Origin of the sequence: Geodermatophilus amargosae, assembly GCF_041028265.1 — a bacterium.
Taxonomy (GTDB): Bacteria; Actinomycetota; Actinomycetes; order Mycobacteriales; family Geodermatophilaceae; genus Geodermatophilus; species Geodermatophilus amargosae_A.
The window spans coordinates 103,467-117,666 of record NZ_JABGCW010000008.1 but is presented as its reverse complement, the minus strand read 5'-3'; the positions used below and the strand labels follow the sequence as shown (position 1 = coordinate 117,666).

Sequence of the window (14,200 nt, the reverse complement as noted above, 5' to 3'; positions counted from 1 at the left end):
GGCCGACCGCATCCCGGATGGGCCGGCAGGCGAGCGGCGAGCCGTGACGCGTCCGTGACGGCGGTTCCCGCACCCTGTCGGTCCGGGCACCGCGTGCCGTGGAGCCGCACCCGGGACCTCCAGGGTCACGGGAACCGTCCCCGAGCCGTCAGGAGTGGTGATGGAGCCGCTGGCCGGCACGGTCGTCCTCTTCGACATCGGAGGCACCCTGGCCTCCGTCACACTGTCCCCGGACGGGGACCGGGTCGAGGGACTCCTCGTGTACCCCCACGTCTGGAGCGTGCTGGAGGAACTCCGCGGGCGCGGCGTCCGCCTGGGGGTCGTCTCGGATCCCGGCCCACTCACTCCCGAGGACATCGGCCGCGCCCTCGAGCTCGCCGGCCTGCGCCGCTTCCTCACCCCGGAGCTGGAGCTCTACGGCCCGAAGGACTCCCCCGCGATCTTCGAGCAGGCCCGGGAGCGTGCAGGCGTCGTCGACCGCGTCCTGTTCGTCGGCGAAGACGCCGCCGAGCGCGGGCAGGCCGTGCGGGCCGGGCTCCTGGTGGCGCCGCATCCCCGGCTCGCGCTGGCGGTCCTCGACGGACAGGCACCCCTGCGCTACCTCCGCGTCACCGTTCCCCCGGCCGGCGTCGGCGAGGACTGGCCGGCCGCGCTCCGCGACCTGCCGCTCCTGCCCGTGCACCTCACCGGCCGGGACGGCACCACGGTCTACGCGATCGGGACGACGTCGGCCGCTGCGCGACTCGACGCCCTGGGCTTCCGGGTGGACCGCCTGGGAGTGGAGGACGAACCGCTCACCTCGGAGCTGTACCTCCTGCGCGACGACCGCCAGCTCAGCAGCGGCTTCCTCGTCCCGGACGGGAGCTCGAGCGACGTCCTCGGGACCGGGCCCCTGGCACGCACCGTCCTGTCCTCGACCGACGAGGGGCTGGTGGTCGCCGTCCCGGCCGGGCGATCGGTGGAGACCTACCACTTCCCCACCGCCCGGCACGGGCACCACCTCAAGCTGACGGCGCCCGCCCCGGCGTCGGGGCGCGTCGGGGACCTCACCGCCCGTGCAGCGGCGACCACCGTCCCGCCAAGGGTCACCGCCGAGGAGCAGCGGATCCTCGAGGCGACGGTCCGGCCGCAGGAGATCACCGGCCACCTCGCGCGGTACACCGGAGCCGAACCCGCCGACGGAGGTGCCGTCATCACCAGCCGGCACGTGCAACACCCCGACAACGGGGTGGCCGTCTCCGCGCTCGCCGCCGACCTGGAAGGGATTGGGCAGGGGCGCTTCGTCGTCCGTCGGCACTGCTTCCCGCACGAGGGGCAGCAGCTGGCCAACGTCGAGGCCGAGTTTCCCGCTGCCGGGCTCGACGGTGTCGTGCTGGTGACGGCGCACATGGACTCCACGGGCGCCCGGCACCCCGGGTACCGGCCGGACGTCGACCCGGCCCCGGGAGCCGACGACGACGGCAGCGGCACCGCCGGGGTGCTCACCGCCGCCGGCGCGTTCCGGGCGCTGGACGCCGCGCTCGGGGTGCCGCGCCGGGCCGTGCGGTTCGTCCTGTTCAACGCAGAGGAGCACGGGCTCGTCGGGAGCCTCGCCTACGCGCGCGACCAGGCGCTCCTCGGCACCCCGATCGTCGGCGTCCTCCAGATGGACATGATCGGCTGGGACGATCTGCCCGATCGGACCTTCGAGCTGCACGCCGGCTTCAGCGGCTCGACGGCGGTCGAGGAGCGGTCACTGGCGCTCGCACGGACCATCGCAGAACTGGTCCCCCAGGTCTCCCCCACGCTGCCGGCTCCCCAGCTCTACCCCCACGACGGCGAGTGGGACCCGGCGGAGGGCCGCAGCGACCACCACAGCTTCCAGCTGCAGGGATACACCGCCTGCCTGGCCTCGGAGGACCTGTTCGCCGGCCCCGGTCCCGGTGCCCCTCCGGCCGAGATGAACCCGCAGTACCACATGCCCACGGACGTCTCGGTCAACGGCGGGTACGCGGCGGACATCGCCCGGCTGGTGACCGCCGCCGCCTGGGTCACCGCCACGCGCTGACGACGCCGACTCCCCTCGTGACCGCTCGACCTACTCACCGACGCACCGCTCCTGCCGCGGGGATGACGTCCACGAGCGGCCTCGACGGCGGGGTGGGCGATCGTCGCGGCCTACGGCGTTACAGGCGTGATCTCGATCGACTCGATGGGGTGCTCGTCGGTGACCTCCACCATCGAGGTACCGGCCGACGGAGGGGTTCCGCACTCCGGGACGAATGCTCCCGCGACAGCCCGACCGGTCCTACGAGCGCAACGGTGCCGGGGGGTCGGTCTTCCTCTACTCGTTGCCCGTGTTCACCTGGGTCTTCGACGCCGTCGGTGCACGACCGCGTCGGCCGAGCGCGTCGGGTCGTCCGCGGACATCCGCTCGGCCTGCGGCCGGAGGGCCTCGATCTGCGCTTGGATCTCGAGCTGGAGCTCCTGCCGTCGGCTCTGGTGCGACCGTGCAGCGCCGAGCTCCGCGGCGGCGTCGGCGCCGGCACCGCTTGCGCACCTCCCCCCACACCTTCCACGTGGTTTTCGGGGTCGATCCCGAGCCTGGGTGGACCCTCGCTCCGATCCGGAGCGTCGATCTCCTCGATCGCGTCCTCGAAACCCTCGCGGGCGCCGCCGCCGTCGAGCAGTTCGTCCTGTCCACCGCGTCCGACGAACACCCCCCGAGGGCTTCTCCCCGCCCGCCCGGGATCTCGACCTGCGGCGGTGCGGTCTGTCGCAGACCGTCACGGTGACGTCGACCGCACGCTGGTACGGGTACCCGCTGCGGGGTAGCTCCGGACTGCGCGCTCCACCGCTCGACGTGGCGGACGCCGACACGCTCAGCACACTCACGACGGCGTCGGCGCGACGCTGCGCGTGGTCCATCAGGTGGCGCGGCTGGCCGGCGATCCGGCACCAGCTCGTCCGTGCCACACGCACCGTCAAGGTTGTCCTCTCGGTCACCAGGGCCCCGGACCGGCAGAGATCCCGAGGGAGGCGACGAGAGCACGACCTGGTTCAGTCACGGATGGAAATTCTGGATGAACCACATGACATCAGCGGGATCCTGGTCGATGAACACCCGCCGAACGCGCCGGAGCTCATTCATCGAATGGGTGCGCACCTCCGCGAGTTCCCGGGCGCGCATGTGCTCGCCAAACAGCTCGCCGCGATTGTCTGCCCGGATGTCAGGCACGCTGTAGCCCTCCGGGTCATAACCCAACAAGCCTTCGAGTGAATCCCAGATCTCCTTTCCGTACGTGAACGCCTCCGGAAGCAGGAAGCCTCCACTGCGATACTGCAGGTAAGCGGTGAAGGTGAAGTGTCGGAACTTGTCCCATCCATTGGCACTGTCCGTGCCGACCACCCTGACGTATTCCTGCTGCAACTCACCGCCCAGTTCGCCCCACTGCAGATCGTTCAGTTCCTGGAAGGCGGCACCGTAATCTCGGCCCCGACGCCGCAGAGCCACTTCGAACAGGTGGCGCGCCAACGTGTCGTAGTAGTCGTCGGGAAAGCGTCCGAGACCGAATCGTGACGCATCGCTCGACAAGCGCTCCATGCCCGCGACGACCAAGGGGTGTGACACGGTCGGAACTGGTGCAGCCTGCCGCTGGATGAACCTCGGGTCGGCGGGAACGAGCCCGCGAGGACGATGTGGCTCCGGTGACTTCGGGGACCGTTGCACCGCCGAGGGTGCGGGCTCACTCGTGTCCGGTGGAATCGACGGGTAGCGGACCGACAAGGGAATCCGGGCGGAGTTGGCGGCGATGTATCCGTGGACCTTCTTGTTCGCGGTGTCGGATTGGATGCCGATGCAACCGGCGGTGCCGTCGTTACCTCCGTCCTTGTGCAGATAGAAGCCGCCCGTGCGATCGGTCAGGAGTCTGCGACGGGCGGTGGTCAGGAGACTGGCATGGAGGCGGGTCCGGTACTGACCCCACGGCCCCGCACTGAAGTTGTGCGTCCGTGCGTTCTCGACCTCGGATGGCTCCACGTAGTAGTCGCCCTCAGGAATGGGGCCCTTGTTCGGCTCGTCCTGGTACAACGGGCTCGTCCAATCGCGCCCGCCGGCGAGCCGGTTCGTCGATCTGAGCCCTGAGACGGCCGGGGTGGTGTATTGGACTGATCCCTGCAACTCGAGCGTGGAGCCATCGAACTCCATGTGACTCACCGCGCCGGTTCCGGCCGTCAGCGTTGCCTCCAGCTCCCCGAGAACCTCTGTTCCCGCCTGCTCGGCCCGACCGACCTGACGCTCCCCCCATGCCGTTGCCCGGTCGGCCAGGTCCTCTCCGGCAGTACCCGCACGCTCCGCCTGACGTTCGCCCCACCGCCATGCCCGCCCGACGATCTCCTCCAGGTCCTGCCGCTGTACCGCAGTCCCGAAGGTGTTCTGCTGCAGGGTGTGGACCAGCTCGTGCGCGATGAGGCGGCGACCTGCCGGATCATCCGGGTGGTAGGCACCCTCCCCGAAGTAGATGTCTGTCCCGACCGTGAAGGCTCGCGCGCCCATGCGATCAGCCAGTTCCGCCGCTTCTCCGTCGGCATGAACACGGACGGAGTTCAGGTCGGCTCCTAGACGGGTGCCGAAGTAGGCCTGCTGCTCGCCGGGCAGCGGTTGACCACCGCTCGCCCTTCGGAGTACCACCGACTCGACGTCCGCGGTGGCCTCGCCCGCGGGTGATACGCGGGTGACCGGGGCGACGTCCACCGCCTCACCCGCGATGAGGTTGTCCGCGTCCTGGTCAGCTGATCGTTCGGCTGGATCCGTGGATTGACCGACGGTCAATTGGGCTTGGACCCTCCGCAGACCCGCACCTCGGACGAGTGGAGCCGCGGCGCGGCCGGCGCGTCGCGCAACACCTGGGAGGCCAGACGACCTCGGATCGCCGTGCTCCGGGCTGGGCCGGGCGTCCCACGTGCCAGGGGCGCGGACGGTTGGAAGGAGCGATCCGGCAAGCGGCCGACGCTCGAACAGGTGGCGATCCATCATGAGTTCTCCGCTCCGATCCGCCTCTCGGCGCCTTGGCAGGAGGCCGTCGCGGGCAGCGACCCGGTCGGCGTCCCATCGCAACGTACGAGGCCGTGCGCCTCCACGCGTTGCTCCGCAGCCTCACTCTGCGGGGGTGCTCGGACCCGCTCGCCTGACGTGCACGACGATGCGATCCCCGCGGCCGCGAGGCGGGGCTGAGTCGTCACCGTCCCCCCCTCCGTGCGCTCGGCGCCGGCTGTGGGGAGGGCTCGAACTCCACCTGCAGGCCCCACCCGAGCGGGAGGTGCTCCGCGAGCGCGGCCTCGAGGTTGCGCCTGCGCAGCGCCTCGTGGAGGTCGTGGTAGACGCCCATCTCCGAGTCGTCGTCCGCTCCCTCGCGGATCGCCGGCGAGCAGTCGTCGCTGAGTCGGCAGTAGTCCGGGTGGCCGTACCTCAGGCTGGAGAACTTCGGCTCCACCGCGGCGGCCTTCTCCTCCGGGCTCCCGTCGTCCGGTGCCATCGCGAGGTCCGGCTGGCAGGCGTACCGCCGGGGTGTACGCGAGCTGGCCGGTACGTAGCAGTACCTCAGGCAGCCGACCTGGCGGCGCTCGAGGTCCATCCCGGCCGTGAAGAGCGAGTTCTCGCCGAGCTCGACGGCGTGGGCGCGGGTGCTGCCGACGACCGTGGAGTCGACGACGGTGAGCGTCGCGTGCGCGCGGCGACCGTTGGGCGCGGCGATGGCGTCGCCATCCGCGGTCGTGGAGTCCACGATGCTCGTGGTGATGTGGAGCCGTACCGGATCGGCGTTGACCGCGTCCCGCTGCACGATGACCGTCCCCACGATGCTGTGGTCCACCTCCACGCACGTGGTCTGGAGCTGCACCGGGGGCTCCTCCGGTCCCGGGTAGCCGCGGCGCCCGTGGCGGTTCCGGGGGCGGTGGGTGAGGACCAGGCTGGCCTCCTCGCCGTTGGACGGCTCGCACGCCGCGTCGAGCTCCCAGCCCGGGACGAAGGTGCAGTGCCGGACCACCACCTCGGCCGGGTCGCCCGACACCCTGACGGCGTGGGCGGCGACCATGATCCCGTCGAGGACCACGCGGCTCCGGGTCCCGCAGCGCAGCAGCATGTCGTCGATGTCCTCGCTGCGGGCCGGCAGGACGATGGTCGGCCGGCAGCCGAGGGCGGCGCGGATCTCCAGGACGTGATCGGCGGCGACGTCGACGACGACCGGCTCGACGTACAGGCCGCTGTCGCACAGCTCGACGACGGCGTGGATCGGTGGCCGGTCGGACTGCTGCAGGGCTCGTACGGCGTCGTTGACCACGGTCGCGCCGTCGCCGGCCCGGACCCGGACGACGGCATGCGAGCGACCGACGTCGTCGGGGTACTGCGCCTCGAGCACCAGGCGGTTGAGCCGGATGCGGCCGGCACCGGCCGCCGAGGTGTCGAGCAGTTGCAGGGCCTCGTGGTCCAGGGCCCCGAGGTCGACCGGTCCCTGCTGCAGATTGTGTGCCTGCAGCACGCGGTTGAGCGCTGCACACAGGCGGACCCCGGCCGTCTCGCGGTGCTCGACGAGCTCGGCGACGACCTCGGGCCCGAGGAGCCCGAGCAGGTAACGGCTGAAGTCGCCGGCGTCGGTCAGCAGCAGGTCGGGGAATCCCGCGCTGATGTGGTGGGGGCGGAAGAACGAGGCGGCGACGGGGATGCCGGGCGTGGGGCGGGGGTACTCGCCGCCGCCGATGGCCATCGGGAAGCCGTGGCAGTAGGACGCGGTGAGTTGTCCGACGTCGTACTGCTCGGGGAACATCACGCGTCCCCGTTCCGGGTCGACGGCGACCTCGTCGTCGAACACCTCGTCCCAGTCGCCGAGGTCCCGGATGACGATGCGTTCCGGGGCGACGGGAACGCCGTCCTCGTGGAGCAGCAGGCTCCTCCCCTCCCCGTAGTGGCGAGCCAGATGTCTCTCGAGCGCATCGATCGTGAGCGGCCGCACGATGATCGGTTCGGCCTCGTCGTCCCCGACGGCGGACCGGGCGCAGGTGAACAACGGCGCGTCGTTGCCGAGCACGCTCAGCCGGTAGGCGTTGGCGGGCCGCCCCCGCCGCACGCGGTCGGGCCGGACGTAGGTCAGTGGCCAGGACGGCACCCGCCACGCCTTCACGGTCACCGTCTGCTCAGCGGCCCCGGCGCACTCCCCGTCGCCCGGCCCCTCGCAGAGGACCGCCGACCAGCCGCTCACCGTGGCCACCATGTCGTCGAGCACCGCGTGCGTGCCCTTCCGGCGGCGGAGGCGGAGCGCGTCCGCCACCGCCCGGCGGGGCACGAGTGGCGAGGACCCGGCGTCGCCCGGGCGCCCCTCCGGGACGGGCAGCCACCGGTGGCCGACCAGGTCGCCGAGGTACGGGACGACCCAGGGCTCGCAGGTCTCGATGAAGAGGTCGGCGTACATGCGCCGGATGTCGTCCTCGACCACGTCCGCCTCGGCGCCCAGGACCCGCAGCAGGTCGCGCAGCGGGAAGCCCGCCTCCGTGTCGTGCGACCTGATCACTCCCGGCAGGAGGTCGAAGAACCGGTCGGCGCTCATGGTCGTGCCTCCTCGGGGACCTGCTCGAGCAGGAGGGTTCCGGGCGCCGTCGACAGGTACGCGATGGTCGTGGGCTCGACCTCGGGTCCGGGAGGACCGCCGGCGGGAGCGTCCGGATCGGGCGCGAGCAGGGCGCGGGCCGCGTCCGCGACCGCCTCGGGCGACCTCGGCGCGTCGGGGTCGCCGGTGTCGATCGTCCCGAACGCGACGAGGTCCACCCACGCGACGCCGCGCACCGCCTGCATGACGGCCATCGCCTCCCCGGGCCGCGGCACCTGCCCGATCTCCCGCGCCTCGAAGCCGAGGGCCGTGAACAGGGCCGAGACGACGCGTGGCCGCACCGCCTCCCAGAGGTGGTCGGGGGCGAGCTTGATGCGGGCCCTGATCGCGACGAGGAGGGCCTCCCGGGGCTGCACGTCGACCGTCGCCCCGGGGGTCTCCCGGGTCCGCAGCGGGTCCCCGCTCCCGGGATCGACCAGGTCGCCGGACCGCGCGAGCGCCGCACGCAGATCCGTGAGCAGCGCCGAGCCGGTCGGCAGCGGGGCGTCGTCGACACCGGCGACGGTGAGCGTGTGGGCGACCGACCCATCCGCCGATGACGTCGACGTCAACCGCGCCTTCCCGATGCCCGCGAAGGCGCGGGCGAAGTCCTCGAGGTCGACCGCCGAGACGAGCCGGTCGAGCGCGGTCAAGCCGAGGGAGGCGCGCCGGCGGATCGCTTCCAGCGGGTCCGGGTCGGCACCACCGGCCGATGATGTCGGGTTCGTCACCCCGGTCACACCGTTGGGCCGCGAGGCCAGCACGCTGATCTGACCGGCCCGGACGTTCCCGGCCACCCCGAGCCCGCTGCGGTACAGCGCGCGGACGTTGTCCGCCCCGGTGGGCAACCGTGCCCCGAGTCCGAAGGTGACCGACGTGGCGCCCTCGTCGTCGGACCGCACGACGTAGCGGCGTTCTCCCGGCAGGACCGCCGCCGCGTGCGGGGCCTCCTGCCAGCGCAGGTCCTCCACGCGGACCTCCAGGCTGGAGCGGACGCCGCTCGGTGTGGCGGCCGGGAGGTGGGTGAGCGGTCCCTGCTTGAGCGCGAACGTCTGCAGGGGGCGCGCGGCGTCCCCGCCGCCGAGCACCTCCGCGCGGCTCTCGCCGTGGCCGGCACGGGCGACGTTGCCGAGGACCTGGACGGTCTCCCGCCGGTAGCGGTGGCACAGCTCCGGCTCGATGGTCAGCACCGTGCGCAGCGTCTCCTCCGTGGCCGGGAGGCCGACGTCGAGCTCCGCGGCCGGTGCCGGCACGCGGTGCTCGACCGTGGTGACCACGACGACCTCGGTGCCGTGGACACCGGTGACGACCGGCCCCGTCCCCTGGGCTCCGTCGTCCGGTCGGAGGATGTCCGTGCGCTCCCCGGTGACGACGACGCGCCGGCCGGGCAGCAGCCCCGGGTGGTACCCGTCCAGCTCCAGCACGGCGCCGTCCACGTCCCCGGGGACGGGGACCTCGGCGAGGTCCAGTGCCTCGCTCTGCGCGTAGACCACCGTCCGACGCACGTCGCGGTCGGGTTCGGCCAGAGGCTTCGCGGGCGCGGGGGGTACCGGCTCGGCGTACAGCGGCTCCAGCGCGAGCACGGTGACCCGCACCGGCAGGAGGAAGGCAGGCCGCGTCGTCGTCCGCACCCCCCCGACCGTGCGGATCTCGACGCGCGTGCCGTGGGAGGGTGCGGGGTCGGCCGGTGCGGGGTCGGCCGGTGCGGGGTCGGCCGGTGCGGGGTCGGCCGGAGCGGGGTCGGCCGGTGCGGGGTCGGCCGGTGCGGGGTCGGCCGGTGCGGGGTCGATCGGCGACACGATGACGACGCGGCTGCCGGGCAGGATGGCGTCGTAGACGGCATCGAGGGCGATCTCGTCTGCGCGCAGCGGCTCGACGACGTCCCGGAGGGACGGGGGGGTCCCGTCCGCGGCCCCGGAGTCCGCGACCTCGGAGTCCGCAGCGACGGAATCCGCGGCGACGGAGGGCACGGGAGGCCCGGTCGGCTCCGTCGGCCCGGTCGGCTCCGTCGGCCCGGTCGGCTCCGTCGGCTCGGCGCCGGTTCCCTCCGGCAGCCACTCGCGGTACTCGACGACCTTCCCGTCATCGTCGACGACCGGGACGGGTGAGGCGTTGTGCCCGTGCAGGGCCGCCTTGACCCGCATGGCGTACACCGTGACGCCGGGAGTGGGGTCACCGTGCGAGATGCCGCCGAGGGCCGTGGCGAGGGTCCCGCGCAGCGCCGGGTACGCGCTCTCCAGCAGGCCGTAGGTCGCGTAGGAGTCCTTGCTGAAGACGAGCCCGGGATCGGGTCCCGCCCGGTGGTCGTCGGGAGGCGGGCCGGCCGGCTGCCTCAGGAGGTCCGCCAGCAGAGCGGCATCCACGGGGACCGGCACCCGGCGGGGCACGACCTCCGGCTCCGCGTCCGGCTCCGGGGCGAGCAGGACCCGGGTGCGGTCCTCGGTGGGCAGGGGCTCGACGGTCGCGACCGTCCGCAGGTGGCCCGTCCCCTCGAGGCAGACCAGCAGTCTGCTGCCCGTCGTCAGGCCGGTCGCTGTCCCCTGGAGGTCGAGGGCCCGGGAGGTCGCCGCCACGCGTTGTGGCTCGGTCAGCCGGGGGCGGAGGACGTTCCAGCGGGGGCGCCCGGTCAGCGCCTCGCTGGTCTCGAAAGGCTGCATCGTCTCCCCGGGCCCCGGCTGGCTGTAGGCGCGGGTACCGGCCGGGACCTCGAGCGTGGCCTGCTCGTCGACGTCCCCGAGGGTGAACGCGAGGTGGACGTCGGCCGCCACCCCGGGGCGGGGGGTGTACCCCACGAGCCGGCTCAGTTCGACGGCCGAGCGACGGTGCCGGCAGGTGCGCAGGTAGTGCTCGTCGGCCAGTCGATCGGTGTAGAAGCCCAGGACGTGGCCGACGCACGCCCATCCGTCGAGGAGCGCCAGCGCTGGGTCGAGCGGCAGCTCGGCGTGGCGGGCGGTGAGGGCGTGCAGCGCGGGCAGGTCTGCGTCCGACAGCCGCCGCCGCATCCGGTCCAGCGCGGCGGGATGGGTCGACCGGGCGAAGGTCAGCGCCGTACCGCCAGGGGGCGGCGCGCTCCCGGTCACCGGAGCGGGACACACACCGCACTGGGTCATGGGGCCGCTCTCGCAGCCGCAACCGCACCGGTGGCCGACGCCGGCCCCGCCGGAGCTGCTCACGGGACCACCTCCAGACAGATCGTCAGGGAGCCGTTCTCGGGCAGGTCGGGGTCGTCGTCCAGCCGGGCGATCTCGTCCTCGCCGAGGGCCAGGACGTCGCCGTCGGGGAGGCTCGGCCCGGCGGAGCCGCGGCGGGCCAGGCGCGTGATGCGTCCCCAGGCGACCCCGGGAACGGCGTGGACGGCGCCGAGGAGCGCGCTGATCGCCACCGGGTCACCGAAGGTCAGGGCATCGGGGTGGAAGAAGCCGCGGGTGCCGTCGGGCAGTACCCGGTCGCTCAGCCGGTCCTGCAGCCCGGCGCGCACCGCACCGGGCTGGTGACCGGGCAGGAGGCCCGCCTCGACGACGAGGTCCAGGGGGACGTACCGCGGAGGCTCCACTCGGACGGTGTGGCCGATCCGGCGGTGCCGGTCGAGGTGCTTGCCGATCTCGGCGCACAGGGCCGGCACGTCCGGCGGACTGCCCAGCGGGTCGATCCGCACGGTGACGACCGTGTGCATCGCCGGGGCCTTCCGCGCGGCGGCTTTCCGCGCCGTGGTCTTCCGGGCCGGGGCCTCCTGGGCCGTCCGGGGCTCGGTGGTCATGGTGGCGACCGCCCGCTGGACGAGGCTGGGGAAGTCGCGCAGCACGATCGCCGCGTAGTCCTCGGCGACGACGGCGCGCTCGAGCCGGGCCCGGAAGGCGTGGGGGGCGCGGAGCCGGACCTCCTCCACCGGTTCGGGCGGGGTGCCGCCCTGGGCGGGGAGGGGGTTGGACACGCCGGTGATCTGGCCGCCGCGGACCTCCCCGCGGAGGACGACGTGCCGGATGGCGCCGTACCCGACGTTGCCGGCCGCGCCGCCGCCGGTCCGGTACGACACCAGCATCCGCGTGCCCGGCTCGGGCCTGGCACCGGACTCACCGTCACCGAAGCGCAGGTGCGCCGCGCCCTCGTCGTCGGGCTCGACGACGACGTGGCGGTCGGCCGGACCGCTGGCCAGCAGGTCGCGGCGGGCCTCCCACCGCTCGTAGCGCAACGTCGTGGGCCAGGTCATGGTCGCGTCGGGCGGCCGCTCGACGAGGTCCTGGCCGGGCCGCGGCCGGGCGACCGGCCCGTAGACCACGAGGGCGGGAACGGCCCGCCGGGGGTCCTGGCGGAGCGCGGCGGTGGCCGGGACGCCGTCGGTCGGTGGCTCGGAGAAGACGACCGGCGCCTGGTCCAGCACCGGTTCGTACGCCGGGCCGCGCACGGGGTGCTCGGCCGCCGTGCCCTCCCGGAGGCAGCACAGCTGCACGTCGTCGGCCGGCACCACCTCGTACGGGGACGGGAAGGGCACCGCGACGGTGGAGCGCCGGCCGTCCCGCAGCTCGACCGGTCCGGGCTCGCGCACGGTCTGCCCGTGGTCGACGAGCACGGCGTTGCCCCGGATGACGGTGACGTCGGTGAGCGGGGCGCACTCCGGGGGCGGGCCGGTGGTGGAGAGCACCAGCGGGAACGGGAGGGCGTCGGCCCGGTCCCAGGTGATCTCCACGACGGGGACACCCAGGAGCTGGTCCCGCCCCGGTCCGACGGCGGTGAGGCGCACGGCGTGCCGGTGGGCGGGGTCGGCGTCGGCGGCCACGCCGGTCCGGGGCCCGATCACCTCCTCGAACACGAGGACGTCCCCGGGACGGAGGTGGCGCAGGGCCCGCCGGCGTGGCTGGCCCTCCCAGCCGTCGAGCAGGGTCGCGGCGGTGGCACCCTCGGGCAGACAGCAGTCGAGCAGACCCCAGGTGTGGAGGCGGATGGTGTTGTGGGCGGCGTGCAGCCGCAGCCGCGCCGGCCCGCCGAGCTCCTCCGGGAAGGCCTGCTCGAGCTGCGCCCGGTTGTCCGCGGCCAGCCGTGCACCCGTGAGCGCCGTCAGGGCGCCGTGGCGGTCGAGGGCCTCGCGGGCCGACTCGGGCGTGCGGACGAGGAGGCCCGGGGCGTGCAGGAGCTCGTCGAGCCACCGGGCGAGGACGCCGACGAGCTCGGGCAGGTCCTCGTCGTCGGTCTCCTCGCGCTCGAGGACCTCGCGGTCGGCATCGGCGAGCGTGGCGCGGACGTAGCCGACGAGGGGGTCGTCGTCGTGCAGCAGCCGCCGGCGGAGACGATCGGGGTCGGCGACGTCCTGCGGCGTCACGCCGAGGTGAGGGGCGACGAGCGGTTCGAAGACCTCGTAGGACGCACGTCGCGCGTGCGCGAGGTCGCGGGGCAGGAGCGTGGCACCGAGGGGCTCCACACCCGCGGGCGCGGTGATGAACGACAGGGCGTCGGTGTCCACCACGGGATGGCCCACCACGGTGAGGCAGGCCCAGGCGCGGGCGTTGCACCCCTCGTGCATGGCGTAGTCGACCAGCCGGACGTGGCGCCGGACGGAGGTCCGCAGCCGTGCGGTGTCGAGGTAGGCCTCCGTGGCGACGGCGTCCTGGGCGTAGCTGAGGCGGTCGGCCTCGTAGGCCAGGACCTCGACGAGGGCGAGGTACAGATCGGGGCTGTGCCGTTCCTGCCATCCCGGCAGGGTGGTGGCGAGGCGGTCGAGCAGCAGCCGGCGGAAGCCGGCGTAGTCCTTGGCGAGGTGGCTGAACTCCGGCACCGTCGCCGGGGGCGGCGCGGTCCCGCAGGCCGGGAGGCAGTCGACGTCGGTCGACGTGCCGGCCTCGAAGCTGAACGTGGCCGACCGGTACCGCGGGTCGACGTCGGGGATCGGACCGGCCGCGGTGCCGACCAGCCGCACCGTGTACCGCGACCGGCCGCCGCGGCCGGAGAGGCGGAGGACGACGACGTCGTCGCGCGCGGGGTCCGGGGCAGGGACCGGGAGGACCTCCAGCACCCCCACGTCCCCGCCACCGCCCTCGATGCGGACGTTCTCCCTCGTGAACGGTGCTGTCGCGTCGTCGGCCGGCAGTGAGCGCAGCAGGTACACCCACAGCTGCCACTGCCGACCGTCCTGCTCGACCTCCACGAAGTCGATGCCGTTCGTCCGCTCGGACCTGCGGACGTCGCGACGTCGGTGGTCCTCGGAACAGTGCAGCCCGGGCTCGCTCACGGCAGGCCCTCCCGCTCGACGGTGACGGATGCCGGTCGCCCGGTCGCGAGGACGACGTAGGTCACGGTGACGCGGAGGGCCGCGTCCTCGCTGGTGACCTCGAGACCCTGCAGCGTGAGGACGTCGCCGAGCTCGCGCTGGATGGCGGCCTGCATGGTGAACTGCAGCGCCGCCGCGAGTTCGGGGCTGTTGGGCGCGAACACCAGCTGGCGCAGCCCGCACCCGAAGCCCGGCCGGTTCACCCGCTCGCCGGGGTCGGTGAGCACCAGCTGGACGAGCAGATCCCGGACGTGGTCGTCCTCGGAGGTCTGCGCGGTGGCACCGCGCCCGTCGTAGTGCCAGGGGAAGTCGACGTACACCGGCC

At 73.5% G+C, this 14,200-nt stretch carries 6 protein-coding genes; 1 reads left to right on the top strand and 5 read right to left on the bottom strand.

What is annotated here, in order from left to right:
- The first annotated feature begins 160 nt into the window (after nucleotides 1-160).
- Nucleotides 161-2,047 (top strand): M28 family peptidase, encoded by a 1,887-nt coding sequence (locus tag HLV61_RS11155; RefSeq protein ID WP_369255318.1) that lies wholly within the window; start codon nucleotides 161-163, stop codon nucleotides 2,045-2,047.
- Between the two features lie 996 nt (nucleotides 2,048-3,043).
- On the opposite strand, the gene HLV61_RS11150 is transcribed toward HLV61_RS11155, so the two are convergent.
- The 5 genes from HLV61_RS11150 to HLV61_RS11130 all read right to left on the bottom strand — a co-directional run bounded on the left by HLV61_RS11150 (nucleotide 3,044) and on the right by HLV61_RS11130 (nucleotide 14,195).
- A complete protein-coding gene (locus tag HLV61_RS11150) occupies nucleotides 3,044-4,732 on the bottom strand; it encodes an eCIS core domain-containing protein (protein WP_369255316.1) in 1,689 nt (562 codons plus the stop codon).
- Nucleotides 4,733-5,216: 484 nt separating this feature from the next.
- The gene (locus tag HLV61_RS11145; protein WP_369255314.1) at nucleotides 5,217-7,577 is read right to left on the bottom strand and encodes a hypothetical protein; all 2,361 of its coding nucleotides are present in this window, start codon (nucleotides 7,575-7,577) and stop codon (nucleotides 5,217-5,219) included.
- Nucleotides 7,574-10,696, bottom strand: a complete 3,123-nt coding sequence (locus HLV61_RS11140; RefSeq protein WP_369255312.1) for a baseplate J/gp47 family protein — start codon at nucleotides 10,694-10,696, stop codon at nucleotides 7,574-7,576. Before HLV61_RS11140 ends, HLV61_RS11145 begins: the two co-directional genes overlap by 4 nt.
- 89 nt (nucleotides 10,697-10,785) lie before the next feature.
- Nucleotides 10,786-13,836, bottom strand: a complete 3,051-nt coding sequence (locus tag HLV61_RS11135) for a putative baseplate assembly protein (RefSeq protein WP_369255310.1) — start codon at nucleotides 13,834-13,836, stop codon at nucleotides 10,786-10,788.
- Nucleotides 13,833-14,195: a GPW/gp25 family protein gene (locus HLV61_RS11130; RefSeq protein WP_369255308.1), complete on the bottom strand. Its 363-nt coding sequence runs from the start codon at nucleotides 14,193-14,195 to the stop codon at nucleotides 13,833-13,835. Before HLV61_RS11130 ends, HLV61_RS11135 begins: the two co-directional genes overlap by 4 nt.
- Nucleotides 14,196-14,200: the final 5 nt, after the last annotated feature.

Bases quoted from the DNA above. Each gene is read 5' to 3' on its own strand.
- HLV61_RS11155 (WP_369255318.1), top strand. From the start codon at position 161: ATGGAGCCGCTGGCCGGCACGGTCGTCCTCTTCGACATCGGAGGCACC.
- HLV61_RS11145 (WP_369255314.1), bottom strand. From the start codon at position 7,577: ATGAGCGCCGACCGGTTCTTCGACCTCCTGCCGGGAGTGATCAGGTCG.